The sequence below is a fragment of the Crenobacter oryzisoli genome (genome assembly GCF_030385785.1).
Lineage (GTDB): Bacteria > Pseudomonadota > Gammaproteobacteria > Burkholderiales > Chromobacteriaceae > Crenobacter_A > Crenobacter_A oryzisoli.
This window is the reverse complement of the sequence record NZ_JAUEDK010000016.1, coordinates 60,189-86,205: the sequence shown is the minus strand read 5'-3', so window position 1 is coordinate 86,205 and position 26,017 is coordinate 60,189. Positions and strand designations below refer to the sequence as shown.

Annotated in this window: 31 protein-coding genes; 5 read left to right on the top strand and 26 right to left on the bottom strand. The window is 62.0% G+C overall.

Annotated features, from left to right (window positions below; genetic code table 11):
• A partial coding sequence (locus QU481_RS10845; RefSeq protein ID WP_289829998.1) for a transposase occupies window positions 1-515 on the top strand: 515 nt, incomplete at its 5' end.
• A 27-nt stretch (window positions 516-542) separates the two neighbouring features.
• Here the strand turns inward: QU481_RS10845 and QU481_RS10840 are convergent.
• From QU481_RS10840 to QU481_RS10720, 25 genes are all read right to left on the bottom strand, one after another.
• Entirely contained in the window at window positions 543-884 is a 342-nt protein-coding gene (locus tag QU481_RS10840) for a 2Fe-2S iron-sulfur cluster-binding protein (protein ID WP_289829997.1), read from the bottom strand.
• On the bottom strand, window positions 884-2,092 hold the full coding sequence (locus QU481_RS10835) for a molybdopterin molybdotransferase MoeA (protein ID WP_289829996.1): 1,209 nt from the start codon (window positions 2,090-2,092) through the stop codon (window positions 884-886). Before QU481_RS10835 ends, QU481_RS10840 begins: the two co-directional genes overlap by 1 nt.
• A complete protein-coding gene (gene mobB, locus QU481_RS10830; RefSeq protein ID WP_289829995.1) occupies window positions 2,067-2,582 on the bottom strand; it encodes a molybdopterin-guanine dinucleotide biosynthesis protein B in 516 nt (171 codons plus the stop codon). Before mobB ends, QU481_RS10835 begins: the two co-directional genes overlap by 26 nt.
• Window positions 2,582-3,085, bottom strand: coding sequence for a DNA-deoxyinosine glycosylase (locus tag QU481_RS10825; RefSeq protein ID WP_346432429.1), 504 nt, complete (start codon window positions 3,083-3,085; stop codon window positions 2,582-2,584). The genes mobB and QU481_RS10825 overlap by 1 nt, the downstream gene beginning before the upstream one ends.
• Window positions 3,086-3,204: 119 nt before the next feature.
• On the bottom strand, window positions 3,205-3,789 hold the full coding sequence (rnhB, locus tag QU481_RS10820; RefSeq protein WP_289829993.1) for a ribonuclease HII: 585 nt from the start codon (window positions 3,787-3,789) through the stop codon (window positions 3,205-3,207).
• Complete coding sequence (gene lpxB / locus QU481_RS10815; RefSeq protein WP_289829992.1) at window positions 3,783-4,952, bottom strand: lipid-A-disaccharide synthase; 1,170 nt, start codon at window positions 4,950-4,952, stop codon at window positions 3,783-3,785. The genes rnhB and lpxB overlap by 7 nt, the downstream gene beginning before the upstream one ends.
• A gap of 3 nt (window positions 4,953-4,955) precedes the next feature.
• The gene (lpxA, locus tag QU481_RS10810) at window positions 4,956-5,729 is read right to left on the bottom strand and encodes an acyl-ACP--UDP-N-acetylglucosamine O-acyltransferase (protein WP_289829991.1); all 774 of its coding nucleotides are present in this window, start codon (window positions 5,727-5,729) and stop codon (window positions 4,956-4,958) included.
• Between the two features lie 2 nt (window positions 5,730-5,731).
• Complete coding sequence (gene fabZ / locus QU481_RS10805) at window positions 5,732-6,181, bottom strand: 3-hydroxyacyl-ACP dehydratase FabZ (protein WP_289829990.1); 450 nt, start codon at window positions 6,179-6,181, stop codon at window positions 5,732-5,734.
• Window positions 6,174-7,220: a UDP-3-O-(3-hydroxymyristoyl)glucosamine N-acyltransferase gene (gene lpxD / locus QU481_RS10800; RefSeq protein WP_289829989.1), complete on the bottom strand. Its 1,047-nt coding sequence runs from the start codon at window positions 7,218-7,220 to the stop codon at window positions 6,174-6,176. Before lpxD ends, fabZ begins: the two co-directional genes overlap by 8 nt.
• Before the next feature lie 51 nt (window positions 7,221-7,271).
• Window positions 7,272-7,769, bottom strand: coding sequence for an OmpH/Skp family outer membrane protein (locus QU481_RS10795; RefSeq protein WP_289829988.1), 498 nt, complete (start codon window positions 7,767-7,769; stop codon window positions 7,272-7,274).
• A gap of 14 nt (window positions 7,770-7,783) precedes the next feature.
• Window positions 7,784-10,072, bottom strand: coding sequence for an outer membrane protein assembly factor BamA (bamA, locus tag QU481_RS10790; RefSeq protein ID WP_289829987.1), 2,289 nt, complete (start codon window positions 10,070-10,072; stop codon window positions 7,784-7,786).
• 10 nt (window positions 10,073-10,082) lie between these two features.
• Window positions 10,083-11,426, bottom strand: a complete 1,344-nt coding sequence (gene rseP, locus QU481_RS10785) for an RIP metalloprotease RseP (protein WP_289829985.1) — start codon at window positions 11,424-11,426, stop codon at window positions 10,083-10,085.
• Window positions 11,423-12,601, bottom strand: coding sequence for a 1-deoxy-D-xylulose-5-phosphate reductoisomerase (gene ispC, locus QU481_RS10780; RefSeq protein WP_289829983.1), 1,179 nt, complete (start codon window positions 12,599-12,601; stop codon window positions 11,423-11,425). The genes rseP and ispC overlap by 4 nt, the downstream gene beginning before the upstream one ends.
• Before the next feature lie 9 nt (window positions 12,602-12,610).
• Complete coding sequence (locus QU481_RS10775) at window positions 12,611-13,411, bottom strand: phosphatidate cytidylyltransferase (protein ID WP_289829982.1); 801 nt, start codon at window positions 13,409-13,411, stop codon at window positions 12,611-12,613.
• Window positions 13,412-13,417: 6 nt separating this feature from the next.
• Window positions 13,418-14,167, bottom strand: coding sequence for a polyprenyl diphosphate synthase (uppS, locus tag QU481_RS10770; RefSeq protein WP_289829981.1), 750 nt, complete (start codon window positions 14,165-14,167; stop codon window positions 13,418-13,420).
• A gap of 10 nt (window positions 14,168-14,177) precedes the next feature.
• Window positions 14,178-14,735 (bottom strand): ribosome recycling factor, encoded by a 558-nt coding sequence (gene frr, locus QU481_RS10765; protein ID WP_289829980.1) that lies wholly within the window; start codon window positions 14,733-14,735, stop codon window positions 14,178-14,180.
• A gap of 78 nt (window positions 14,736-14,813) precedes the next feature.
• The gene (gene pyrH, locus QU481_RS10760; RefSeq protein ID WP_289829979.1) at window positions 14,814-15,533 is read right to left on the bottom strand and encodes a UMP kinase; all 720 of its coding nucleotides are present in this window, start codon (window positions 15,531-15,533) and stop codon (window positions 14,814-14,816) included.
• A gap of 97 nt (window positions 15,534-15,630) precedes the next feature.
• The gene (gene tsf / locus QU481_RS10755; protein ID WP_289829978.1) at window positions 15,631-16,503 is read right to left on the bottom strand and encodes a translation elongation factor Ts; all 873 of its coding nucleotides are present in this window, start codon (window positions 16,501-16,503) and stop codon (window positions 15,631-15,633) included.
• 75 nt (window positions 16,504-16,578) lie between these two features.
• Entirely contained in the window at window positions 16,579-17,313 is a 735-nt protein-coding gene (rpsB, locus tag QU481_RS10750; protein ID WP_289829977.1) for a 30S ribosomal protein S2, read from the bottom strand.
• A 134-nt stretch (window positions 17,314-17,447) separates the two neighbouring features.
• A complete protein-coding gene (locus tag QU481_RS10745; protein WP_289829976.1) occupies window positions 17,448-17,657 on the bottom strand; it encodes a hypothetical protein in 210 nt (69 codons plus the stop codon).
• Window positions 17,658-17,970: 313 nt separating this feature from the next.
• Complete coding sequence (locus QU481_RS10740) at window positions 17,971-18,474, bottom strand: winged helix-turn-helix transcriptional regulator (RefSeq protein ID WP_289829975.1); 504 nt, start codon at window positions 18,472-18,474, stop codon at window positions 17,971-17,973.
• Window positions 18,475-18,571: 97 nt separating this feature from the next.
• The gene (locus QU481_RS10735; RefSeq protein ID WP_289829974.1) at window positions 18,572-19,279 is read right to left on the bottom strand and encodes an SDR family oxidoreductase; all 708 of its coding nucleotides are present in this window, start codon (window positions 19,277-19,279) and stop codon (window positions 18,572-18,574) included.
• A 146-nt stretch (window positions 19,280-19,425) separates the two neighbouring features.
• Window positions 19,426-20,103, bottom strand: coding sequence for an MFS transporter (locus tag QU481_RS10730; protein WP_289829999.1), 678 nt, complete (start codon window positions 20,101-20,103; stop codon window positions 19,426-19,428).
• Window positions 20,104-20,213: 110 nt separating this feature from the next.
• Window positions 20,214-21,131 carry a DHA2 family efflux MFS transporter permease subunit gene (locus QU481_RS10725; protein WP_289829973.1) on the bottom strand — a complete coding sequence of 306 codons (918 nt, stop codon included), beginning with the start codon at window positions 21,129-21,131 and terminating at the stop codon, window positions 20,214-20,216.
• Window positions 21,132-21,136: 5 nt separating this feature from the next.
• Complete coding sequence (locus tag QU481_RS10720; RefSeq protein WP_289829972.1) at window positions 21,137-22,234, bottom strand: HlyD family secretion protein; 1,098 nt, start codon at window positions 22,232-22,234, stop codon at window positions 21,137-21,139.
• A 215-nt stretch (window positions 22,235-22,449) separates the two neighbouring features.
• Here QU481_RS10720 and QU481_RS10715 point away from each other — a divergent pair, with 215 nt between their 5' ends.
• The 4 genes from QU481_RS10715 to QU481_RS10700 are packed head-to-tail and all read left to right on the top strand — an operon-like array spanning window position 22,450 to window position 24,431.
• On the top strand, window positions 22,450-22,962 hold the full coding sequence (locus QU481_RS10715; protein WP_289829971.1) for a MaoC family dehydratase: 513 nt from the start codon (window positions 22,450-22,452) through the stop codon (window positions 22,960-22,962).
• Between the two features lie 33 nt (window positions 22,963-22,995).
• The gene (locus QU481_RS10710; RefSeq protein WP_289829970.1) at window positions 22,996-23,187 is read left to right on the top strand and encodes a hypothetical protein; all 192 of its coding nucleotides are present in this window, start codon (window positions 22,996-22,998) and stop codon (window positions 23,185-23,187) included.
• Between the two features lie 21 nt (window positions 23,188-23,208).
• Complete coding sequence (locus QU481_RS10705) at window positions 23,209-23,640, top strand: TolC family protein (RefSeq protein WP_289829969.1); 432 nt, start codon at window positions 23,209-23,211, stop codon at window positions 23,638-23,640.
• Window positions 23,641-23,645: 5 nt separating this feature from the next.
• Window positions 23,646-24,431 carry a TolC family protein gene (locus QU481_RS10700; protein WP_289829968.1) on the top strand — a complete coding sequence of 262 codons (786 nt, stop codon included), beginning with the start codon at window positions 23,646-23,648 and terminating at the stop codon, window positions 24,429-24,431.
• 101 nt (window positions 24,432-24,532) lie between these two features.
• On the opposite strand, the gene QU481_RS10695 is transcribed toward QU481_RS10700, so the two are convergent.
• On the bottom strand, window positions 24,533-26,005 hold the full coding sequence (locus tag QU481_RS10695) for a cobyric acid synthase (protein WP_289829967.1): 1,473 nt from the start codon (window positions 26,003-26,005) through the stop codon (window positions 24,533-24,535).
• Window positions 26,006-26,017 lie beyond the last annotated feature (12 nt).

Below are 26,017 nucleotides of genomic sequence, written 5' to 3'. Positions count from 1 at the left end.
ACTGGGAAGCGCGGGCCATCGAAACGGTGTCTCGGCATGGGCGCCGGCGCATCTTGTTGACCTCCTTGCTGGATACCAAGGCGTGGCCGGCCAAGGAGATCGCGGCGCAATACCAGGAACGCTGGCACATCGAGACCAGCTACCGCGAGCTGAAGCAGGACATGTTGGGGGACGAATTGACGTTACGCAGTGGCACTCCGGAGACCGTCCGACAGGAAGTGTGGGGGACGCTCTTGGCCTACAACCTGGTCCGACTGGAGATGGCTGAGATCGCGCGGGAAGTGGGGGTTGCGCCGACCGATCTTCGCTTTACGACAGCGCTGCATTATTTGCGCTATGAGTGGAGCTGGCTGGCGATCAGCAGCCCCGGCACCTTGCCGGCGCGCTTGCTGCGTCTGCGGGAACGCCTCGGGGAGTTGCTGCTACCGAAACAACGGCGGGGGCGTGAATGCCCCCGCGTGGTGAAAAAGCTGCCGTCCCGTTACCCAATCAAACAGGTTCGATCCGCTAAGTGAACGGCATTACGGCTGTCGCCGGGTTTCCTATGCCATCGAGTGTGGGTCCAGCCACACCGTCAGCGGTACGTCACCGACCGTGACGTGGCACGCCAGCCGCGGAGTCTGCGGACTATCGTCCACCTCGACAGCATCGATGCCATGGATGCGTTTCAGCACATTGCGCTCAATGCCCCGCATTGCCAGTGGTTGAAGCTGGCCGTCGTGCTCGAGCCGCACTAGACAGGTACCGCAGGTGCCCTGACCGCAGCGCCACGGCATCGGCACCTCGTGAAAGCGAGCAAGATCGGTCAGGTTGTCACCCGACTCCGCCTCGACTTCGGCAACGACCACAAGGTCGGCCGAACGGATAAAGCGTACGGTTGGCATCACCCGCGCGTCAGCGGCAGAAAGTCGAGCAGTTCGCCCGGGCTCACCCGTTGACCTGGTGCCAATCGCACCAGCCCCTCGGCCCATGCGCACGACATCAGCACGCCAGACCCTTGGTTCGGGTATGTGACCAGTTGCAGATGGCCGTCGACCAGCTCGCGACGCACCCGCACGAACTCCTCGCGCCGGGTGTCGGGCTTGTCCCAGTGGAACGCGGCCGGCAGGCGTTCGGTCGCCACGACCTTGGCAGCTTCCCCGCCCTGGCGGGCCGCCAGGAACGCCTTTACCAACACCTCGAACGTAACGAAACCGGACACCGGATTGCCCGGCAAGCCGATGAAATCGGCAGCACCAATCCGGCCGTAGGCGAGCGGCTTGCCGGGCTTCATTGCGATCTTCCACAGCGTCAACTCGCCTTCTGCCTCGACCGCTGCTTTGACATGATCTTCCTCGCCGACCGATACGCCGCCGCAGGTGATGATCACATCGGCCTCGCTGGCGGCCTTGGCGAGCGCCACGCGCGTCGCAGCGAGGTTATCTGGGATAATGCCAAGATCGATTACCCGGCAGCCAAGCGCGGTCAGCGAAGTGACCAGCCAATAGCGGTTCGAGTTGTAGATCTTGCCTGCGGAGAGCGGCTGGCCCGGCTCAGTCAGCTCGTCACCAGTAAAGAATGCAGCGACAGTCAGCGCCCGGCGTACGGCCAGCTTGGCGATGCCGAGCGAAGCAGCAAGCCCGAGGTCGGCTGGTCCCAGTCGTTGACCGGCCTTCAGCACTACCTGCCCGTCAGCGATATCCTCGCCGGCCAGACGAATGTTCTGACCCATCTCCGGGTTGCCGGACAGCAGCACGCGGCCATCCTCCAGTACCTCGGCCTGCTCCTGCATGATGACAGCGTCCGCCCCCAGCGGGATCGGCGCACCGGTGAAGATGCGCGCAACGGTGCCCGCCTGCAATGGCGTCGGCACGCTGCCGGCCGGGACGCGCTGGCTCACCGGCAATGCCTGACCGAAGTCGGCCAAGCGCAAGGCGTAGCCGTCCATTGCACTATTGTCGTGAGGCGGTACGTTCAACGTCGCCGTCACTGCTTCGGCCAACACTCGACCGGCCGCAGCGAGCAGTTCGACGGACTCAGAACCAGCCAGGGGGCGGGCTCGTTCTAGCAACCAGGCGCGGGCCTGATCAACGGAGAGGAAAGTGTTCGACATGGCGATTCAGATAATCGAGTAAAAATTGGCACAGCGCGTCGACATCGTCGCGCTGGAAATACGGTAACGAGGTGTCGACCGGCCCATCGGCAACCACGGCGATCACCATGGGATCGTCGGGAAACAGTCGGGGCGAACCCAATGCATGGTTGATCACCTCGATTTTCGGCACCGGCGCATGCTTGAACCCCTCGGCCAACACCAGATCACACGGTGCCAGTCGCGCCACATGATCGGCGAGCGATAGATCGTTGCTTCCCGGCAACGTCTCGACCAGCAGTCTGCGCTGGCCGGCCGCGAGCATCACTTGGCGGGCCCCAGCCTGACGATGGCGGTAGCTGTCTTTGCCAGGTACGTCCCAGTCGACATCGTGATGGGTGTGCTTGACCACCGCCACATCGAGGCCTGCGGCGACGAGACGCGGAATCATCTTTTCAAGCAGCGTGGTCTTACCGCTGCCCGAGTAGCCGGCGAATCCTATCACCTGCATCAGTCGTGTTCTCCAAGATGGATGTTGCAGTCTAGCAGAGCGGGCGCGTCCGGCAGGTAATGCACCAGTGCTCGCCATTCGGCCAGTTTCGTCTCGAACGCCATCGTGTGCGCTGGGCTCGACGACGGCAATATTACGAGGTCACCGTCCCAGTCGAGCAGTTGGCGCCGGCCTCGTGCGGCAGTCTGGCCGTTGAAAGCAACCGCTTGTAGAGCCGGCAATCTCCCGACCAGTTCGGTCAGGTTGTTGTAGGTGATATCGCGCAAGGCGGTATCGAGACTACCGCGACGTGCCGCCTGCCCGACCACATCCCACAGACCGACGCCATTTTCGAGCAAGCGCTGCAGACGTTCATCGTAATCGCAGTCGACCAGCGCAACACCCAGCACCGCTTCGAGCAGACGCCAGAATTGGTTGCGCGGGTGCGCGTAGTAGCGAGCGGCGACGAGCGAAGCATCGCCCGGCAAGGAGCCGAGGATCAGCAAGCGGGTAGAATCGTTCACCACCGGAGGGAAGCAACATTTGGCAGTCATAGGCGTAAAAAAGGTTGGCAGGGGTGCAAATGCACCGCTTCGGCCAACCTTGTCAGAGTTCCATGCGATCTGCGCGCATCGATATCAGGCTAGAACAGCTCGCCCTGGTGGGCTGCCAGCCATTGCTTGACTGGCCCGAAGCTCTTGCGGTGCTCTGCAAGCACTCCGTGGGCGGCAATTGCCGCCAGATGTTCGGCAGTCGGGTAGCCTTTGTGGCGTGCGAAACCGTATTGCGGAAAACGGGCATCGAGCGCGACCAATTCTGCATCTCGCGCGGTCTTGGCTAGAATCGATGCAGCCGAGATCGCTGGCTCCAGCGCGTCGCCCTTAACGATGGCACGTGCCGGTAGTGTAATCTGCTTCGGCACCCGGTTGCCGTCGATCAGTACCTCGTCCGGCCTTACCGCCAGACCTTCCACTGCGCGGCTCATTGCCAACATCGTCGCATGCAGGATGTTAAGCCGGTCGATTTCCTCGACAGACGCGCTAGCAATGCACCAGGCGAGCGCCCGCTCCTTGATCAGCGGCGCCAACTCATCACGCTTCGCTTCGGACAGTTTCTTCGAGTCGGCCAAGCCTACAATCGGCCGGGCCGGATCGAGAATCACGGCCGCTGCGAATACCGCTCCGGCAAGTGGGCCCCGCCCCGCCTCGTCAACGCCGGCGATCAGCATCGGGCCTCCGCCAGCACAGCGTCGGCGGCAAGCGCCGCGGTGTCCTGCTTCAGCTCATGGTGCAAGCGGGTGAAACGCTCGGCTAACATCGCCTGGTAGTCGTTGTCCTGATAGATCCGATCCAGCTCAGCGGCCAGCTTCTCGGGCGTTGCGTCGAGCTGCAGTAACTCCGGCACCAGCTTTTCGCCGAGCAGAATATTGGGCAGGCCAACGTATGGCACCTTGAGCTTGCGCTTGACCATCCGGTAAGTCATTGCCGAAATTTTGTAGCTGATCACCATCGGCCGCTTGGTCAAGGCCACCTCGAGCGTCGCGGTACCACTGGTCACCAGCACCACGTCGCTGGCGATCATCGCCATCTGGGCGTGGCCGATCATCTTGCGTATCGGCAGCTCCCAGCCGTCATGCTTGGTCAACAGCGCATCGAAGCGATCGCGGGTGGCTCGGGTCGCCAAGGGCACCAGGAACTGAGCATCCGGATATTTCTCAAGCAGCAGGCGGGCCGTTTCGATATACACCGGCGCCATGAAGTCCAGCTCGCTGACCCGGCTGCCAGGCAACAACGCGAACACCGGCCCGTCCTTGGGCAGCCCAAGCTTTTCCCGCATCGCCCGCTTGTCCGGCGCGAGAGGAATTTCGCTCGCCAGCGGGTGGCCGACGAAACTAACCGGCACGCCGGCCGCCTGATACAGCGGCGGCTCCATCGGGAACAGGCACAGCACCCGATTCACCATCTTGCCGATCTTGTGCACGCGCTCGGCACGCCATGCGTACACTGACGGGCTGACATAGTGTACGGTCGGGATACCCGAACGCTTCAGGGCCCCTTCCAGCGCCAGATTGAAGTCCGGCGCATCAACGCCGATGAACACATCTGGCTTTTCGGCCAACAGCGACGATTTGAGACGCCGGCGGATACCGAGCAGCTCGGCCAGGTTCCGGATCACCTCCCAATAGCCTCGCACGGCCAGTTTTTCCTGCTGCACCTGGCTTGTAAAGCCCTGCGCTTCCATACGCGGCCCGCCGATACCGGCGAACTCGACATTCGGGTGACGCGCACGGATCGCGCTGATCAGGTGGGCGCCCAGCATATCGCCGGACGCCTCCCCTGCGACCATCGCGACCTTCAGCGCGCCCGGCTTGCGAAACAACGTTTCGGCCATGATTTAGCGGATCACACCCCGTTGCGATTTGGCGAAAAAGTCGACGAACAGCTGCAGCTCTTCATGATCGGCCGCCTGCGCGATGATCGCCGCCTTGGCATCGTCATAGCTCAGGCCCTGGCGATACAGCGTCTTGTAGGCGTTCTTGATGTTACGAATCGCCTCCGGCGTGAAGCCGCGACGCTTCAGGCCTTCGCTGTTGATGCCGGCCGGCACTGCGCGGTTGCCCGCCGCCATCACGTACGGCGGCACGTCCTGCGCCACCGCCGCGGTAAACGCCAGCATCGCATGCTTGCCCACCACGCAGAACTGGTGCACGGTCGAGAAGCCGCCGAGGATCACCCAGTCTTCGATGGTGACATGACCGGCCAGCGACGCATTGTTCGCGAAGATGGTGTTGTTGCCGACCCGGCAGTCATGCGCAAGATGCACATAAGCCATGATCCAGTTGTCGTCGCCGACGCTGGTCACACCGGCATCCTGAGCAGTGCCGAGGTTAAACGTGCAGAACTCACGGATGGTGTTACGGTCGCCGATCTCCAAGCGTGTCGGTTCACCGGCGTACTTCTTGTCTTGTGGGATCGCGCCCATCGAGCAGAACTGGAAGATCCGGTTGTCCTTGCCGATGGTCGTATGCCCTTCGACCACCACGTGAGGACCGATCCAGGTACCGGAATCGATCTTCACATTCGGGCCGATGATCGAATACGCACCGACCTCGACGTCGTCCGCCAACTCCGCACGCGGATCGACTACCGCCGTCGAATGAATCGCCATCGTTACACCTCCCGTTTGGCGCACATGATCTCGGCTTCGCAGGCCACTTGGCCGTCGACGAGCGCCTTGGCGGCGTACTTGGCAATGCCGCGCTTCTGCTGCAGCAGCTCGACTTCCAGCACCAGCTGGTCACCCGGCACCACTTGGCGCTTGAAACGAGCATTGTCGATGCCGACGAAGAAGTAAATCTCGTTCTCGGCGCGACCACCCAGACTCTTGATCGACAGGATGCCCGACGCCTGCGCCAGCGCTTCGATAATCAGTACGCCCGGCATTACCGGATAGTTCTCAAAGTGGCCCATGAAGAACGGCTCGTTGATTGTAACGTTCTTGATGGCCTTCAGGCGCTTATCCGCCTCGAACTCGACCACACGATCGACCAGCAGGAACGGGTAGCGGTGCGGCACGTAGCTCATGATCTCGCGCACGTCGATGTTTACCGCTTCAGTCATGATTTTTTTCCTCTTTATTTTTCAGGTCGGCCAGTTCGCGCTCAAGGTTTTTGAGTCGCTTGGCCATATCATCCAGATGGCGCAGATGCACCGCATTGCTGACCCAGTCCTTATGAAGGGACAGCGGGAAAGACGAGGCGTAATGCCCCGGCGTCTTGATCGATTTGGAAACCAACGTGCCACCGCCGATGAAGGTCTTGTCGGCGATATCGACATGGCCGACGAACATCGCCGCCCCCCCGATGGTGCAGTAAGCGCCAATCTTGGTGCTGCCGGCGATGCCAACGCAGCCGGCGATCGCAGTATGCGCACCGATCTGCACGTTGTGCGCCACCTGCACCAGGTTGTCGATCTTGGCGCCGTTTGCGATTACCGTGTCGGCCAGTGCACCTCGATCAACAGTCGTATTGGCGCCGATCTCAACGTCGTCCGCGATCACCACCCGGCCGGTCTGTGGAATCTTGAACCAGTGGTCCTTCGCCCAGGCGAGGCCGAAGCCATCGGCGCCGATTACCGCACCAGAATGCACGGTGACTCGCGAACCGAGGACGCAACCGTGGTACAGCGTCACATTCGGATACAGCGTTACATCGTCGCCAAGCACACAGTCGTCACCGACGACGGCCCCCGGCATCAAGCGGCAGCGCGCGCCGATGATGACGTTGTGGCCAATGCTGACATGCTCGCGCAGTTCGCTGCCCTCGCCGATGATGCTGCCCTCGCCCACCACCGCGCTCGAATGTCTACCAGCGACCGCCTTCGGTGCTGGATGAAACAGGGCCGCGACTCGCGCGAAGTACAGGTAGGGATCGTCGGTGACAATCAGTGACCGCTCACCGGCCAGATCCACAAGGTCCGGTGCCACGATTAGCGCCGTCGCGCCGGTGTCCTCCACCTGCTTGCGGTACTTAGCGTTCGATACAAAACTCAGTTCGCGATCCGATGCGCTATCAAGCGGCGCAAGCCGATCGACCACCACATCGGCACCGCGATATTCGCCGCCGAGCCTGGCGACGATCTCAGACAGGGTATATGCCATCAAAAATAAAGCCGACCGGGGGTCGGCTTCTCCCTTAATCCGGTGAAACGGTTACTTGTCGAGTTCTTTCAAGATACGACTGGTCAGGTCGTATTTCGGATTCACATATACCGAGTCCTGCAGGATCAGATCGTACTGGTCCTTCTCGGCGATCTGCTTGACGATACGGTTGGCCCGCTCCTGAACCGACGCGAACTCTTCATTACGCCGCTGATTGTAGTCTTCGGCCATCTCGCGCGCACGAGCCCGGTAATCTCGGTCCAAGCTGGCATACTCGCGGTCATACTTTTTGCGATCATCGACAGGCAGGTTACTGCGCGACAACTGCGTTTCCAGCTCCTTGGCCCGCGCTTCCATCTTCTTCAGCTCGTCGCGACGGGGCGCAAACTCCTTCTCCAGTTTCTTCTGGATCGCCACGGCCGGTGCCGCCTCGCGGAAAATACGCTCGGTGTTGATGTAGCCAAGCTTGAAATCTGCCGCGGAGGCAGCCGACGGCAGGGCCGCCAGCGCAGCCACCAGCAGACCGGCACCAGCAAAAGCAAACCTCATGACAACCTCCTAAATCAGAACACCGAACCCAGCTGGAACTGGAAGCGCTGCAGTTTGTCGCCTTCCTGCTTCTTCAACGGCACGGCATAACTGAACTTCATCGGGCCGACCGGAGAAAGCCAAGTCACCGCGGCGCCCGTAGAATAACGGACTTCAGAACCAATGCTGCTGCCTGGGGTTTTATTATCCCACAGCGAGCCGGCATCGGCGAAAACGCTGGCGCGCACAGACTTGCTGTCCTTCATGCCCGGGAACGGGAACAGTACTTCGGCATTGGCGACTGCCTTGCGGGTGCCGCCCAGATAGTCACCGTTGGTATCCTTCGGACCGATGCTGCCGTTATCGAAGCCACGCACCGAGCCGATACCACCGATGTAGAAGTTCTGGAAGAACGGTACATCCGGCGTATTACCATAACCATTCACGAAGCCTGCCTCGCCGTTCAGCATCAGCGTAAAGGTCTTCGACAGCGGGAAGTACCAAGTATCCTGACCGGTTAAGCGGTAGTACTGGATGTCCCCACCCGGCAGGCCACTATCGAGGCTGGTACGCAACACACCGCCGCGGGTCGGCCACAGAGCACTATCACGCGTATCACGCGACCAGCCTACGGTACCAAGCAGCGTAGTATTACGGTTGCCGTACTTATTGACGAAGTCGATGTAGCGCTGCGGACTATTGGAGTACGTCGTCACATCGGTGTTTTCAGCACCGATGCTGTAATTGATGGTGTCGTGCTCGGTGATTGGCACGCCGAAACGTACCGCCCCGCCCAGTGTATTGGTCTTATATGCACTCAGGTTGATCTGATTGGGGTCGTAGACCTTGTAATACAGGTCGTAGCCGATGCTGACGCCATCCGGTGTGAAGTACGGGTCGGTGAACGAAATATTGGCATATTTGTTCGCCTTTCCAGTGGAGAAGCCAATGGTCGCCGCCTTGCCCGAACCGAAAATATTAGACTGTGACACGTTAGCCGAAAGCTGCAGACCCTCCCCCTGCACAAAGCCGACACCGGCCGAAATGCTACCGGTGGGGCGCTCTTTCACCGCCACGTTCATATCGACCTGGTCTGGGGTGTCAGGTGCTGCTGGCGTCTCGATATTGACGTCTTCGAAATAGCCGAGCAACTGAGCCCGCTCCTTGGAACGCTTCACCTTGTCTGCCGCGTACGGAGCACCTTCGACTTGACGCATCTCGCGCCTGATTACCTCGTCGCGGGTCTTCGTATTACCGGTGATGTTGATCTTGCGTACGTAGGTCTTGCGGCCCGGATCGATGAAAAAGGTAAACGAGGCCTTGTCATGCTCGCGGTCAAGCTCCGGTACCGCGTTGACGTTGGCAAATGCATAACCATCGTTGCCGAGTCGGTCGCTGATCGCAGTCACAGACTCATTGATCTTTTCGCGGTTGAATACTTCGCCACTCTTGATCGTCAGTAACTTGCGCAGCTCATTTTCCGGCACTTTGAGATCACCGCCGAACTTCAGGTCGCCGACAGTGAAGCGTTTGCCTTCATTGACGTTCACCGTCAGGTAGACCGATTCCTTGTCCGGACTGATCGACACTTGGGTCGAGTCGATATTGAACTCGAGATAACCCTGGTTCTGGTAGAAAGCCTTAAGCTTCTCCAGGTCGCCCTGCAGCTTCTGTTTCGAATACTGGTTGTCCTTGGTAATCCACGACAACCAGTCACCTTCGGTCAAGGAAAACTGGTCAAGCAGCTCGCTCTGCGAAAAGGCTTTGGCCCCAACAATGCGAATTTCCTTGATCTTGGCGGTGACACCTTCGGTGATGTCGAGCGTAACCGCGACACGGTTACGCTCCAGCTTGGTTACGCTGGGCGTGATCTCGACCGAGTACTTGCCCCGGCTGAAGTATTCACGCTTAAGCGCCTGGACCGCCTGATCGAGCAGCGACTGGTCGAATACTCGCGATTCGGCAAAACCATTGCTCTTCAGCGACTTCTTGATCTGTTCCTTGTCCAGTTCGCGCGAACCGTTGATCGTCAGCTGCGTGATCACCGGACGCTCAATGACAGTCAGGATCACGTTCTGGCCTTCCGATTCGACGCGCACATCGTCGAAGAAGCCAGTGTCGAACAGTGCCTTGATCGCCTGCTGCGCTTTGGCATCGGTGAAAGTGTCACCGACCTTCATCGGCAGGTAGTTGAATACGGTGCCCGGTTCGGTACGTTGCAGACCTTCTACCCGGATATCCTTAATTACAAACGGATTAACTGCCCACGCTGCAGCGGAAAGAGACAATCCCGCAACAGCGGCGACAAGAAATTTGATTCGCATAAGTAAGTACTTAACCCCCAAACAGGCGGCTGAAATCGTTGAGCAAAGCCACGGCCATAATCATGGCCAATAGTGCGAAACCGATCTTTTGCCCGAGTAGCTGAGCGCGTTCGCTCAGTGGACGCCCCCTGATCAGCTCCGCGACATAATACATTAAGTGCCCACCATCCAGAACCGGTATTGGTAACAGATTAAGCACGCCAATGCTGATACTGATCAGCGCCAGAAACTCGAGATAGGATGCCAGGCCGATCCGGGCCGTCTGACCCGCGACATCTGCAATAGTCAGCGGTCCGGACAGATGGTTCACTGAAGCCGTGCCACTTAACATGCGGCCGACGAACTTCAGGCTGAGCCAAGCGGTTTCCCAGGTACGAACGAACGCGTGTCGAGCAGCGGTAAAGAACCCATCACGATGTTGATACTTCAGCTGCCCGTTCCAGGCATCGTCTGCCTTCGGCGCCGCGCCGATACGCCCGATCAGCTCACCGTTATGGTCAATGCTAGTCGGTCGCACCGCCAGCACTTTTGGCATGCCATCCCGCAGAACCTCGACCTTCAGTGTTTTGCCTGGGCTGTTGTAGATCAACGTAACCCACGATTCCCAACCGGCCAACGGCTTACCATCGGCCGATAGCAGGCGATCGCCGACGCGCATGCCGGCCTTCTCCGCTGCACCGCCCTCTTCCAGCGCCCCGATCTGTGTGAGATAGCGCTGCGGCATCAATCCCAGGTTTCCGTCGGACAACGCCTCATCGAGTTCCTTGGGTCTTGCGTTGAGATCGATAAGGCGCTCGGCACGGCCACCGGACGACGTCGTTACGCCAACTCGGGCTCGACCGTCGCCTGCCAACTGCTCGACGATCGCCATTCGCGCCCCCTGCCAGTCGCTGACAGGCGAGTCGTTCACCGACAGCAGCTTGTCGCCGGATCGGAAGCCGGACTGCTCCGCTATCGACTGAGGCACCACGGTACCGACCCAAGGCTTGACCAGAATCACGCCACTGAACAGCACCCCCCAATAGAGCAATACTGCCAGCAGAAGGTTGGCAACCGGCCCGGCGACGACGATGGCGATCCGTTTCCAGACCGATTGAGTATTGAAGGCCAAATGACGCTCGGCGGGCTCGACCCTGCCTTCGCGCTCGTCGAGCATACGCACATAGCCCCCGAGCGGAATCGGACAGATGGTCCAATCGGTTTCACCGCGCCGGATCGTGATGAGGGGTCTGCCGAAGCCGATTGAGAACCGCAGCACCTTCACCCCGCAGCAACGGGCCATGACGTAATGCCCCAGTTCATGGATGGTAACCAGAACGCCAATGGCGACGATGAAGGCGAGCAGTGTGATCATGTAACGATACAGCTCCTGGCAAAGGCGCGCGCCTCTGCGTCGCGCAAAAGAAGGGAGTCAAGATCAGAGCTCGCCGACAGCGAGACACTATCCAGCGTATCGGCCACCACCCTGGCAATATCGAGGAAACCGATTCGCCCCTCCAGGAAGGCTGCCACCGCCACTTCGTTGGCGGCATTGAGCACCGCCGGCGCATCGCCACCGGTCGCCAGCGCATCAAACGCCAGCTTCAAGCAAGGGAAGCGCTGCAGATCAGGCGCTTCGAAGCTGAGACCAGACAAGGCCATAAAATCGAGAGAAGCCACGCCGGAGTCGATGCGCTCAGGCCATGACATCGCGTAGGCGATCGGTGTACGCATGTCGGGCGAGCCGAGCTGCGCCACCACCGAACCGTCGCGATACTGGACCATCGAATGGATCACGCTTTGCGGGTGCACAACCACGTCTATCCGCTCGGCCGGCGCATTGAACAGCCAGTGCGCCTCGATGACCTCCAGGCCCTTGTTCATTAGCGTGGCCGAGTCCACCGAGATCTTACGTCCCATCACCCAGTTCGGATGGTGGCAGGCATCGTCGGCACTGACGTTGCGCATTGCATCAAGCGACAGCGAGCGGAACGGACCACCTGAGGCGGTCAAAACCAGCTTGCGCACGCCCGAGGCATCAAGATCACCGGCATAATCGCGCGGCAGGGACTGGAAGATCGCGTTGTGCTCGCTGTCCACCGGCAGCAGCTCGGCGCCGCCGCTGCGTACCGCATCGATGAACAGGCGACCGGAAACGACCAGTGCCTCTTTGTTGGCAAGCAGGACCCGCTTGCCGGCCTGCGCCGCTGCCAAGGTAGGTCTGAGGCCAGCAGCGCCAACGATGGCCGCCATCACCATATCGACCTCTGGCAGGCGGGCTACTGCTTCGAGCGCCTCCGGCCCGTACCAGACCTCGGTGCGGCTACCCGCTTCGGCTAGCCTGGCACCGAGTGCATCAGCCGCAGCGGCATCGGCGACCACGGCGATTGCCGGAGCGAACGCGAGGCACTGCTCAAACAGACGATCAGTCTGACGATGACAAGTCAGCGCTACGACACGATAACGGTCGGGGTGCCTGGCGATGACATCGAGCGTATTGACGCCGATGCTGCCGGTCGCCCCGAGCAGAGTGATTCCTTGCGGTTTCATGAATGCTTTCTAGAAGCGAACCAGTGCAGACAGCGCGTTGGCAACTGCCAATACGGCGATCAAGCTATCAATACGATCGTACACCCCGCCATGCCCCGGCAACAGTGCACTGCTGTCTTTGATGCCGGCGCTACGCTTGAACCACGATTCGAGCAGATCGCCGACGACACTGACCGCAGTCAGCGCCACGGCCACAGGCAGCAGCAGCCAATCGCTAATGGAAAACGGCACCCAGCCCAAATGGTTGACCACCACGCTGTAGAGTGCCACGGCCACCACCGCGCCGAAAACACCCTCCCAGCTCTTGCCCGGGCTGATCGCCGGCGCCAGCTTGCGACGGCCAAAGGCCTTGCCGGCAAAGTAAGCGGCGATATCGGCCACCCAGACCAGCGCCATCAATGCCAGCAGCTGCACCCCAGCCTGAGGCACAGGCCGCCAGTCGATCATCGCGAACCAGGCAGGAAACATCAGCAGCCAGCCCAAGAGCCTGACGAGCAGACCCTCTTTCAGCTTCCAGCGTTTCACCAGCCACAATGGAGCAAGTACCAGCCAGAATGCCAGCACGGCCACATGCTCGACCAGCCCCATTCGGTAGTCGAGCTTCCAGGCAGCACCGGCCAGCACGGCGCTGGCGAGTAGGTAGGACCACTTGGCAGCGGCCTGCATGCCCGCCATCCGGGCGTACTCCCAGAGAGCCAGGCCCGCGATCAACGCGGTGAAGCCGGCCCAGGCGAGAGGTGGAAAGCGGAACAAAGCCGCCAGAATCAGCGGCAGCAGGACAAGCGCAGTCAGAACACGGGTTCTTAGCATGAAGAATCAGCTGCGGCGCTCGCTATCCGGCAGCTGTTCGCTGGTCCGGCCGAAACGACGCTCACGGCTTTGGTAGGAGGAAATGGCTTGATCAAGCGCGGCTGGCCCGAAGTCCGGCCAGAGCAGATCGGTGAAGTGCAGCTCGGTGTAGGCAAGCTGCCAGAGCAGGAAGTTGCTGATGCGCACCTCGCCGCCGGTACGGATGAAGAGATCCGGCTCCGGAGCGTACGCCATCGACAGGCGGCTGCTGAGCGCATCCTCGGTCAGTTCGGTGCAGCCCTCGGCCAGCAACTGGTTGGCTGCCTGCATGACATCCCAGCGGCCACCGTAATCGGCGGCAATGGTCAGCGTCAGGCCCGTATTCGCCGCGGTGCTCGCCTCTGCGGCAGCAATCCGTTCGGCAATGCCGGCCGGAAAACGCTCACGCGAGCCGATGACTTTCAGGCGGATATTGTTACGCCCCAGTCGGACCACCTCGTTCTCCAGCGCGCGCAGGAACATTTCCATCAGGAACGACACTTCGTCCGCCGGCCGACGCCAGTTTTCGGTGGAAAACGCGAACAGGGTCAGAAACTCCACCCCCAGTTCGCTGCAGGCCTTGACGGTTTCCCGCACAGCCTCGAAGCCACGTTTGTGGCCTGCGACGCGTGGCAGAAAACGCTTTTTCGCCCAGCGGCCATTACCGTCCATGATAATGGCCACGTGGCGCGGCACCCTCTTTGCCTCGGGTACCGTCTGAGTCGAGCTTCCGAACAAACCGAGCTCCTTAAACCGCCATCAATTCGGTTTCTTTGGCTGCCAGCAGCTTGTCGACTTCGGCGATGGCCTTGTCGGTCAGCTTTTGCACGTCGTCCTGAGCACGGCGATCGTCATCTTCGGTGATCGCCTTGTCTTTCAGCAGGTTCTTGAAGTCGTTGTTGGCATCGCGGCGGATGTTGCGGATGGCCACGCGGGCGCCTTCGGCCTCGCTACGCACCAGCTTGATCATTTCCTTGCGGCGTTCTTCAGTCAGCATCGGCATCGGCACGCGGATAACATCGCCAACGGAGGCCGGGTTCAGACCGAGATCAGAGTCGCGAATCGCTTTTTCGATCTTGGCCAGCATCGGCTTTTCCCACGGCTGCACGCCGATGGTGCGCGCATCGATCAGGGTCACGTTGGCGACCTGGTTGATCGGGGTCGGGTTACCGTAGTAATCGACTTGCACGTGATCGAGGATACCGGTGTGAGCGCGTCCGGTACGGATCTTGGTGAGGTCTGCCTTGAACGCCTCAAGCGACTTCTGCATTTTTTGCTCAGCCGTTTTCTTCACTTCGTTGATCATGACAACTCCACGGATCGGTATTCTGGAAAAACAAGGCGGAAACGGAGATAGACCGTTTCCGCCCGGGTATTAAGTAATTTAATAGTGTACCAGCGTGCCTTCGTCTTCGCCAAGCACGACCCGTTTTAGCGCGCCATTCTTAAAGATGCTGAACACTTTGATGTTGAGCTGCTGGTCGCGACACAACGCAAATGCAGTCGCATCCATCACTTTCAGGTTACGGCCAATCGCCTCATCGAAGGTCAGAGTCTGGTAACGCACAGCATCCGGGTTCTTCTTCGGATCATCCGTGTAGACGCCGTCGACCTTGGTGGCCTTCAGCATGATATCCACGTTCATTTCCATGCCGCGCAGCGCTGCAGCGGTGTCGGTGGTAAAGAACGGGTTCCCGGTCCCGGCGGCGAATACCACAACTTTGCCCTCTTCAAGGTATTGCATCGCCTTGCCGCGCACATAGGGCTCGGCGATCTGCTGCATGGTCAGAGCCGACTGCACCCGCGCGATGAGGCCGGCTTTGGTCATGGCGTCCTTGAGCGCCAACGCATTCATGACGGTGGCCATCATGCCCATATAGTCGGCCGTGGCACGATCCATGCCAGCCGCCGCTGGCGCCACGCCACGGAAGATGTTGCCGCCGCCGATAACGACGCCGACCTGCACACCCAAGTCCACCACTTCCTTGATCTGAGCCACGATCTGCTCGATCGTGACTCGGTTGATGCCATAGCTGTCATCACCCATCAGGGCTTCGCCGGAAAGCTTCAGCAAGATACGTTTATAGGCGGGAGTTTGGCTCATGGTGACCTCGTGTGCGCGGTAATTCGGGGGGGATGTTCACTTGCAAAACGGCACCCTGAAACTCAGGGTGCCGTTATGGGTACTACAGGGGTATTGCTTACAGCTTGGCAGCAGCAGCCACTTCAGCGGCGTAATCTACCACAGCTTTCTCGATGCCTTCGCCCACCACGATCATGGAGAACGCGTTCACCTTGGCCGATTTCTCAGCCAGCAGCTTCTCAACGGTCACGTCCGGGTTCTTCACGAACGGCTGGCCCAGCAGGGTTACTTCGGCCAGGAACTTGTTGACGCGACCTTCCACCATCTTGGCAACGATATCAGCCGGCTTGCCGGATTCGGCAGCCTGAGCGGTGTAGATCTTGCGCTCGCTCTCGAGGGTCTCGGCCGGAACCTGGTCCTTCGACACGCAAATCGGCTTGGAAGCCGCAACGTGCATGGCGATGTCCTTGCCCAGTTGTTCGTCGCCGCCGGCGAAGTCGACGATCACGCCGATCTTGCTGCCGTGCAGGTAGGTGGCAATGGCGCCTTCGGTTTCGTAGCGAACGAAGCGACGCACGTTCATGTTTTCGCCCAGCTTGGCGATCACGGCCTTGCGCACTTCTTCAACGGTTTCGCCCGAAGCGGTCTTCACTTCGCTCAGCACAGCCACGTCGGCCGGGTTGGCCTTGACCACGGCTTCAGCCACGGAACGAGCAAAACCCAGGAAGGTTTCGTCCTTGGCAACGAAGTCGGTTTCGCAGTTGATTTCAACCAGGGCGCCCACGCCGCCTTCAACGAACGCAGCCACCACGCCTTCGGCAGCGGTACGGCCGGCCATCTTGGAGGCTTTGTTGCCGGACTTGATACGCAGGATTTCTTCGGCCTTGGCCAGGTCGCCTTCGGCTTCCACCAGGGCTTTCTTACATTCCATCATGCCAAGACCGGTCGCTGCGCGCAGGTCGGCTACCATTTTTGCGGTGATTTCCGCCATGTTTGGGACTCCTTGATTCAAGCGTGTGTAGGAATAAGCGGGCCAAAAAAAGGGGCTTACGCCCCTTTTGCCTGCTTACTCGGCATCAGCGGCCGGCTCGGCGGCGGCAACGATCTCTTGCAGCGACTGAGCGCGACCTTCGAGGATCGCGTCGGCCATGCCGCGAGCGTACAGACGGATAGCGCGACTGGAGTCGTCGTTACCCGGGATCACGTAAGCGATACCGTCCGGGTTGTTGTTGGTGTCGACAACGCCGATAACCGGGATACCCAGTTTCTGCGCTTCAACAACGGTACCCTTCTGGTAGCCAGTATCGATGATGAAGATGGCGTCCGGCAGGCCCTTCATGTCCTTGATACCGCCCAGGCTGCGATTCAGCTTCTCTACTTCACGCTGCAGATCCAGCATTTCTTTCTTGTTGTAACCAGTCTCGCCAGCGGCTTCCAGAAGAGCGCTTTTCTCTTCCAGACGCTTGATCGACTGCTTGACCGTCTTGTAGTTGGTCAGCATGCCGCCGAGCCAGCGGTGGTCAACGAACGGAACACCTGCACGCGACGCTTCTTCGCGCACGATTTCACGAGCCTGACGCTTGGTGCCAACGAACAGGATGGTGCCCTTGTTCGCGGCCAGACGGCGTACGTACTCCTGCGCTTCAACGAACAGCGGCAGGGTCTTTTCCAGGTTGATGATGTGAATCTTGTTGCGAGCACCGAAAATGTACTTGGACATTTTCGGGTTCCAGAAACGGGTTTGGTGGCCGAAGTGAACGCCGGCTTCCAGCATTTGACGCATGGTCACTGCAGTAGTCATCTAGGTATTCCTTTAAAGGGTTATGCCTCCATTCGCGCAAGAACCCGTCGCCGGGCACCCTTTAGCGCGAATGTGCGATTTACCTCCCCGAAATTTGGGGAGCGCAAGATTCTAGCATTGCCAGCCGCATCGGCTCAAGCTTTACCGTGCCCGTCTTGACTCTCCGACACCCGCGCAAGGCGATTGCGCCGCCGCTGGCGCAACACCCAGCTCATAAACAGGGTCGGAAGTACACCGAGAAGCATAAACATCAGAACGCCGCGATCCACACTCCCCTGCGCCACCGAGAACATCACGACGAAATAAAGCCAGCCGATCCAAACAAGATACATAAAGACATGCACCGCACTTCCTGATTTGCCTGGCCGTCAGCATAACACCGGGCCGTCAGCGAATCGCTTCCTACCTGCGCCAAGCTCACTACCCTCCTCACCAATGCACTCCAAAGCAAATGCCAGCGGGCAGCGGCCTCGACTGCTTGGCGCCCCGACCAGGGCAGCGATACCGGGCCCCCTCGGCTTTGCCGCCAGCGACCACCAACGATTACGACGACCGACCTGTCCACCCCCTTGGCGTCGTTATGCGGCCTTACCGTGCTGCCTGCACTTACAGCCGCACGTCTGACCAGGCCGCTTCGCTGAGTTTAGTTAGCGGCGCTTAATCACTGCCATTCTGGCGCTCCGCAGCCAGCGCGACGCGCCGCTTGATCGCCCCGCCCGCCGCCGGACCGGCGCCAATCACATGCCGCCCCTCACGGATCGGCTGACCGGTGCGCTCATCGACCAGGATCGGCTCGGCCCGCTCGCCGGTCTCATTATCGACCAGCAGCACACTTTCTCCTTCCGGGGCGAAGTGGCGGTTGCCCCAGGCCAGCAGAGCCAGCAGCACAGGGCGGAAGTCGCGGCCGCGCTCGGTCAGCAGGTATTCGTAGCGTGGCGGCCGCTCGCAGTAGCGGTGTTTTTCCAGCAGACCTGCTTCGACCAGCGCATTCAGGCGGCGGGTCAGCATGTTCGGCGCGATGTCGAGGCTCTTCTGGAATTCGTCGAAGCGGGTCAGGCCGTAGAAGGCATCGCGCAGGATGAGGATGCTCCACCACTCGCCGACCCGCTCCAGGCTGCGGGCGATGGGGCACTGCATATGTCCGAAACTCTTACGTTGCATGGTGGCTGTCCTGACAAATCACTACTATCACTATGATAGTAACTATACGGCGAGGGTTCCCGGCGCCGCAATGGCCCGGCACCGGGAATCGCCGCGATCAGCGTGGCAAGGTCGACAGATAGATGCCCGGTTCGGCTGACAGGCCATGCTTGACCGCTCGGGTGACCTCGTCGGCCAGCACTTCTCCCTGCCCGGCCTCCAGCCCGTCCAGCAACTGGCTCGCCACCGCGTCCGGGCTGATCTTCTCGGTGTCGAAACCACGGGTCAGGTCGGTGTCCATGAAGCCCACATGCAGGCCCAGCACCTGTGTGTGCTGCTCTGCCACTTCCAGCCGCAACGAGTTGGTGAAGCTCCACAGCGCCGCCTTGGTAGCGGCATACGGGGCCAGAATGGTGGAGCCGACCCAGCTGACTACCGACAACACATTGACAATGGCGCCACCGCCGTTGCGCGCCAGAATCGGCGCAAAAGCCTGGCTCAAGGCCACCGGGCCATAGAAGTTGGTCTCGAACACATGGCGCGTCGCCTCGATGGCGTCCGGCGCCAGGAAGGTACCAACCTCGGCGATGCCCGCGTTGTTGACCAGCAAGTTGACGTCACCGAGCTTGGCAGCGGCCGCGGCTATGTCTTCGGGGTTAGTCACGTCAAGTTTCACCGGAATCACGCCCGGCAGGTCAAAGCCAGCCGGGTCGCGCACGCCGGCGTAGATTTTCTTGGCACCACGGGCTTGGAGAGTCTTAACGATGGCGAGACCGAGGCCGCGGTTGGCGCCGGCGACGAGAGCGACGGATGCTTGGACTTTCATGGTGTGACTCCTGATTAAGAACGGCTGCGATGCAGAGCCGCTAACAAAACGCAGCGAAGCGGCCTTGGCTAGGCATGCCGCCGCAGACAGTACAAGCAGTACGACAAGGCCGCATAACAACGCCAAGGGCGTTTTGCTGGCGGCGCTCAATGCGCATCGCTGGACGGGCCGGTCGGCGCCGTTACCTTGCGCATCAGGGGCACCATCAGGGTGGCGACGGCAAAGCCCACCATGATGGCAAGAAAACAGTCGGCGTACGCCATGGTCTGCGCCTCGCGCATCGCCAGGCTCCATAGCTGGCGCAGCACCATGCCCTGGGTGGCCAGTGTGTCGCCGCCGAAAGCGGCACCGTTGATGAGACTCTGCTGCAACTGCTCCATCGCTTCGTTGCCGGGGCGCAGGTGTTCGGCCAGGCGCAGGAAATGCTGGTTGGTACGGTCGTTCAGCAGCGTCGCGCACAGCGCGATGCCAATAGCACCGCCTAGGTTGCGCATCAGGTTGAACAGGCCGGAGGCCAGCTTCAGTCGTGCCGGTGCCAGTCCGCCCAGGGTCAGCGTCACCGTGGGCGGCACGGCGAACTGCTGGCCGATGCCGCGCAGCGCCTGCGGCAGCAGCTGTACCGCGCCCCAGTCGTGGGTAATCGGTGCAAATTCCCACATCGACAGCGCGAAACAGGCGAGGCCAAACATCATCAGCCAGCGCAGATCGACCCGGTTGGCGAAGAAGGCGTAGACCGGAATCGCCAGGATCTGGAACACGCCGGTGGAGAACACCGCCGTGCCGATCTCCAGCGCGCTGTAGCCGCGCACCCGGCCGAGGAACAGCGGCGTGAGATACTAAGGTTTTCACTAGTAATGTCACTTCCAGTGTTTTGTAACATGCTGATTTTGTACACGTTGTAAAGCTGGTCAAAATGACGCTACAAGCTGAAAGGTTAGTAAATGGTCGCGAAGATGCCGACCCCGGTGACGAAGGAAAAGAAGCAACCGAGCGCGAAGTTGCGGTCTTTCAGCGCACGCAAGTCGACCACCGGATGCGCACGAGCGAGGCTGCGCCAGACGAAGGCGATGCCTGACAAGCCGGACACCCAGGCGGTGGTGAGGATGACGTCGTCGCTCAGCCAGTCGTAGCGCGGCCCCTCTTCCAACGCGTATTCCAGGCAGCCGAGAAACAGCGCCATCAGCAACATGCCCGGGTAATCGGCGCCGCGCAGCAGACTCCAGTCCGGCGTGTCGATGCGCACCTGCAACGGCACGACCACCGTTACGAACAGGCCCGGCAGCAGGTTGATGAAGAACAGCCAGTGCCAGGAATAGTGGTCGGTGATCCAACCGCCGACCGCCGGCCCCAGCGTTGGCGCAAGCGAGGCGATGGCGCCGATGGTGGCGGCGGCGATCACTCGTTGCCGGCCACCAAAGAACACGAAGGCGGTGGTGAACACGGCGGGGATCATCGAGCCACCGAGAAAGCCCTGCAGCGCGCGGAACACGATCATGCTCTGGATGTTCCAGGCGGCGCCACACAGCAGGCTGGAGACGGTGAAGCCGGCGGCCGAGACGCAGAACAGCCAGCGCGTCGACATCACCCGGGACAGCCAGCCCGACAGTGGGATGACGATGATTTCGGCGATCAGATAACTGGTCTGCACCCACACCGTCTCGTCGGCCCCGGCAGACAGGCCGCCGCCGATGTCGCGCAGCGAGGCCGACACGATCTGGATGTCGAGCAAGGCGATAGACATGCCTACGCACATCGAGGCAAAGGCGAACACTTTGGTGGCCGTGCCCATCGCCTGCGGGTCGCTGGCGAGTGCCGTCGGCGTTGCAGGACTGATCAGAGTAGTGTTGCTCATGGCGTCTATTCCTCGGGCCGGACATCGACCTCGGCGGTCACAGACAGGCCGGGGCGCAAGGCACCGAGACGGGCGTCGGCATCGCTCAGCAGGATGCGCACCGGCACGCGCTGCACGATCTTGGTGAAGTTGCCGGTGGCGTTTTCTGGCGGCAGTACGCTGAATTGGGCGCCGGTGGCCGGGGCGATGCTGGCCACGCGGCCGTGGAACACTCTACCGGGCAGGATGTCGGCTTTGACCACGGCCGGCAGGCCCGGCCGGAAACGGGCGAGCTGGTCTTCCTTGAAGTTGGCATCGACCCACAGACCCTTTGCGGGCACGACGGACAAGAGCTGGTTGCCGGCGGTGGCGTAGGCGCCGGCCCGCGCGCGGCGGTTTCCGATGGTGCCGGCAATCGGCGCGCGCAGCACCGTGTAGCCGAGATTGAGCCGTGCGATGTCGCGTTCGGCCAAGGCCTGAGCCAGCGCGGCCTCGGCCTGCTGCCTGCGGGTGGCGATCACGTCGAGTTCGCGCTGCGAGGCGGTCAGCTCGGCCTCGGCCTTCTGGCCGGCGGCCAGCGCCTGTTTGTAGTCGGCCTCGACCTTCTGTGTGCTCTGCACCGACACCACCGAGTCGGCCGACAGCGAACGGTAGCGGGACTGGTCGTCGCGCGAACGGGCGATTTCGGCGCCGGTCGCGGCGATGCCGGCCCGGGCCTGGGCGATCATCGCTTGTTGCAGGCCACGGGTAGCATCCAGATTGGCTATCAGGGCGCGTTGCGCTGCTACGGCCCCCTCGGCCTTGGTAAGCGCGGCGCGAAAATCGCGATCGTCCAGCCGCAGCAGCACGTCGCCCGCCTTTACCTGCTGGTTATCGACCACCGCCACCTGGGCGATGTAGCCGGTCACGCGCGGGCTGACCACGGTGACATCGCCGCCGACATAGGCATCGTCGGTGCTTTCGACATAACGACCTGCCGACCACCAGTGCCAGCCACCTCCCGCCGCAGCAATGCCGGCCAGTATCAGCGCTGCCAGCATCGCGCGCCGCTTCAGGCGCAGCTTGCGGTCGACCAATCGTTGTGGGACGCCGTTGTCCCGCTCTGCCACGGTGCTGCTGCTCATCTCGTCTTGCTCCATCAGTCTCGTGCCACGAGGACACGCTGTGATTGCCTGTCCGCCAGGCGTCCTAGCGGACGGCCCTGCCCGTGGGTCGCGCCGCCTGTCCGCTAAGCCTCACCACCCTTTTACTATCATCGTGATAGTTACTATATTGTCGTCACTTTCTTTATGCAAGTAACTAGTTGGACCTTCGCGACGAACGCACAGGAGACCGCACCATGACGCAGCACCTCACCAACCAGACCGCCTACGGTCTCGTTCCGCTCTATCTGGAAGACATCGAAATCGGCCAGCGCTTTACCAGCGATCGACAGCGGGTCGACCTTGACGCGATTACGACCTTTGCCGCGCAGTTCGACCCGCAGCCGTTCCACCTCGACGACGAGGCGGCAAGCGCGACACTGTTTGGCGGACTGGCCGCCAGCGGCTGGCATACCGCCGCGATCACGATGAGGTTGCTGGTGACCGGGCCGCTGCGGATCGCCGGCGGCATTGTCGGCGCTGGTGCCGAAGTGAGTTGGCCGAAGCCGACCCGGCCGGGCGATGAGTTAGTGGTGAAAAGTGAAGTGATGGACGTGGTGCGGTCGCGGTCGCGCTCCGAGCGTGGCATCGTCACCGTGCGCAGCGAGACGCTCAATCAGCACGGCGAGGTGGTTCAGACGATGACGGCAAAGCTCGTCGTGCCCTGCCGCACCGTTGCCCCTGCACTGCCGGGCCGTGCCGGCGCCTGACAACCGATCCGAATCAAGCAAGAAGGAAGCATCATGAGCAAGTCAGTGCGCCCGCCGCGAGGCGCTTCGCTATTGCTGAGCAGCCTGGCGCTGAGCCTGGCAGGCTGCGCGGCCGGCCCCGACTACCACCGCCCGCCCCTGGCCGAACCGGCCGCCTACCACAATGCGCCGGCCCTGACAGCCAGACAGACCACGCGCGCGGCGCCGACACTCGATAGCTGGTGACAGGGCTTCGACGATCCGGTGTTGAGCCGGCTGATCGGGCGGGCGCTGGCGCAGAACCTCGACCTGAAAGCGGCACTTGCCCGGGTCGCCCAGGCGCGCGCGGCTGCCGACGAGGCCGGTGCGCAGCGCCTGCCCGAGGCCAGCCTTGGCGCCGACGCGCAGCGCGAGCACCAGTCGCTGCTGAGTCCGCTCGGCAAGATCGCCAGCGCCTTTCCAGGCTACTCGCGCAACCAGAGCCTGTACGATATCGGCGCCGGCGCCAGCTGGGAGGCGGATTTGTTCGGCGGGCTGAAGCGCCAGGCGGAGGCGGCCGATGCCGAGGCACAGGCCGCGGAGGCAGACCGGCTCGATCTGCGGGTGTCGATCGCGGCCGAGGTGGCCGACGCCTACTTCCGGGTGCGGGCGGCCCAGCAGCGCATCGCGCTGGCCGAAGCGCAGACGCGCACCTGCTGAACCTGGTGCAGCTGCGCTTGGCCGGCGGCTTGGCGACGCGCCGCGAGCAGGCCCTGGCCGAGGCCCAACTGGCACAGACTCGTGCCAGCCTGCCGCCGCTGGCGATAGAACGCGAGGTCCAGCTCAACCGCCTGGATGTGCTGATGGGCGCGACGCCCGGCAGCTATGCGAGCGAACTGGCCCGGCCGGTCGAGCGCTACACTGTCCCGGCCATCGCCGCATCGCGAGGGCCGGCACAACTGCTGCGCCGCCGCCCGGACGTGATCGCCGCCGAGCGGCGCCTGGCGGCGTCGAATGCCCGCATCGGCGCGGCGACGGCCCAGTACTATCCGCAACTGACGCTGTCGGCGCTACTGGGTTTCGTCAGTCTGAGCAGCGGCCAGCTGCTGACGGCGGCCGCGTTCCAGCCACAGGCCGCCGCCGGGTTGCGATGGCGCCTGTTCGACTTTGGTCGGGTGGATGCGGAAGTGGCCGCGGCCAAGGGCGGCGAGGCCGAGGCGCTAGCGCGCTATCGGCAGAGCATGCTGCGCGCGACCGAGGATGTGGAAAACGCCATCGTCACGTTGACCCAGTTGGAGGCGCAGGGCCTCGAGCTGAAGGTGCAGGTGGCGGCGCAGACTCAGGCGCGCGATACGTCGGAAGAAGCCTATCGCGGCGGCGCGGTCAGCCTGTTCGAGGTGTTGGATGAGGAACGCCGTTTACTGGCCACGCGCGACCAGCAAGCCCAAGTGCGCGCCGCCGACGCCCGCGCGGCGGTAGCGACATTCCGGACTCTGGGCGGTGGTTGGTAAGCCAGGACGATTCACCACCCCTTCCATGCCTTGCCGGGCCACCCCCACTTGTCGTTGGCGGGCGCCGGGCCAGGCTCCGCGAACAGCGCTTGAGACCGGCCTTAAAACAGCCCGGTCGGCAGTTGGGCGGCGATGCGTGACAGGTCGAGGTGCTGTTCGAGTAGATCGGCCAAGCGGTCGATATGGCGCTCGCGTTCGGCGCGGTAGTCGACCACGACCGGCTCGGCCACCCCTGCCCAGGCCAGCAGCGCTTGACAGGCTTCGGGGTGGTCGAACAGGCCGTGCAGATAGGTACCGAGCACCTGACCGTCGGCGGACACCGCGCCGTCCGCCCCGCCCGGCATCATGACAGCCGGGGCATCGAGAGCCGGGCCGCTCGACACGCCCATGTGGATCTCGTAGCCGCTGACCGCCGCGTCGGCGAAGGTGAGGCGCCCTTCCACCCGCTCCAGCCGCTTCTGCTCGGTGAGCGTGGTCTCCATATCAAGCAGACCAAGGCCACCCGAGCTGCCGGCGGCGCTCTCCAGCCCCAGGGGGTCGTGCAGCTGCGTACCCAGCATCTGAAAGCCACCACAGATGCCGATGAGCTTGCCGCCGTAGCGCAGATGGCGTCGGATCGCCGGCTCCCAGCCGTTGGCGCGCAGCCAGTCGAGGTCGTGACGCACGTTCTTGCTGCCGGGCAGCACGATCAGATCTGCCGGCGGCACGGTTTCGCCAGCGCGCACCACCGTTACCTCCACCTGCGGATGCAGGCGCAGCGCGTCGAAATCGGTGTGATTACTCAGGCGAGGCAAGGCTGGGGCGACCACGCGCAGGCGCTGTTCGGCCGCCAAGGCTGGCCGAACAGCGCCCTGGCTCAGGCTGTCCTCGGCCTCGATGTGTAGCCCTTGCAGATAGGGCAGCACGCCAAGCACCGGCTTGCCGGTGTGGCGCTCCAGCCAGTCGATGCCCGATTGCAGCAGCGCCACGTCGCCGCGAAAGCGGTTGATCACCAGCCCCACCACCCGCGCCTGCTCACTTTCCGACAAGAGCGCCAACGTACCGACCAAATGGGCGAACACGCCGCCACGGTCGATGTCGGCCACCAGCACCACCGGGCAGTCCACCGCCTCGGCAAAGCCCATATTGGCGATGTCGCCCTCGCGCAGATTGATCTCGGCCGGGCTGCCGGCGCCCTCCACCACGACGAACTGGTATTGTTCGGCCAACCTTTGGTGCGACTCCAGCACCGCCTGCATCGCGCGCGGCTTGTAGGCGTGGTAGCTCACCGCGTCCATGTTCGACAGCACCCGCCCCTGCACGATCACCTGTGAGCCGGTGTTGCTGTTGGGCTTGAGCAGGATAGGGTTCATGTCGGTATGCGGCTCGACGCCGCAGGCCAGCGCCTGCGCCGCCTGTGAGCGGCCGATCTCGCCACCGTCGACGGTGACCGCGCTGTTGAGCGCCATGTTCTGCGGTTTGAACGGCGCCACCCGCACGCCGCGCCGCGCCAATAGGCGGCACAGCCCGGTGGCGAGGGTGCTCTTGCCGGCATCCGAGGTGGTGCCCTGGATCATGAGGGTTTTGGCTGGCATGGCTAACTCCGC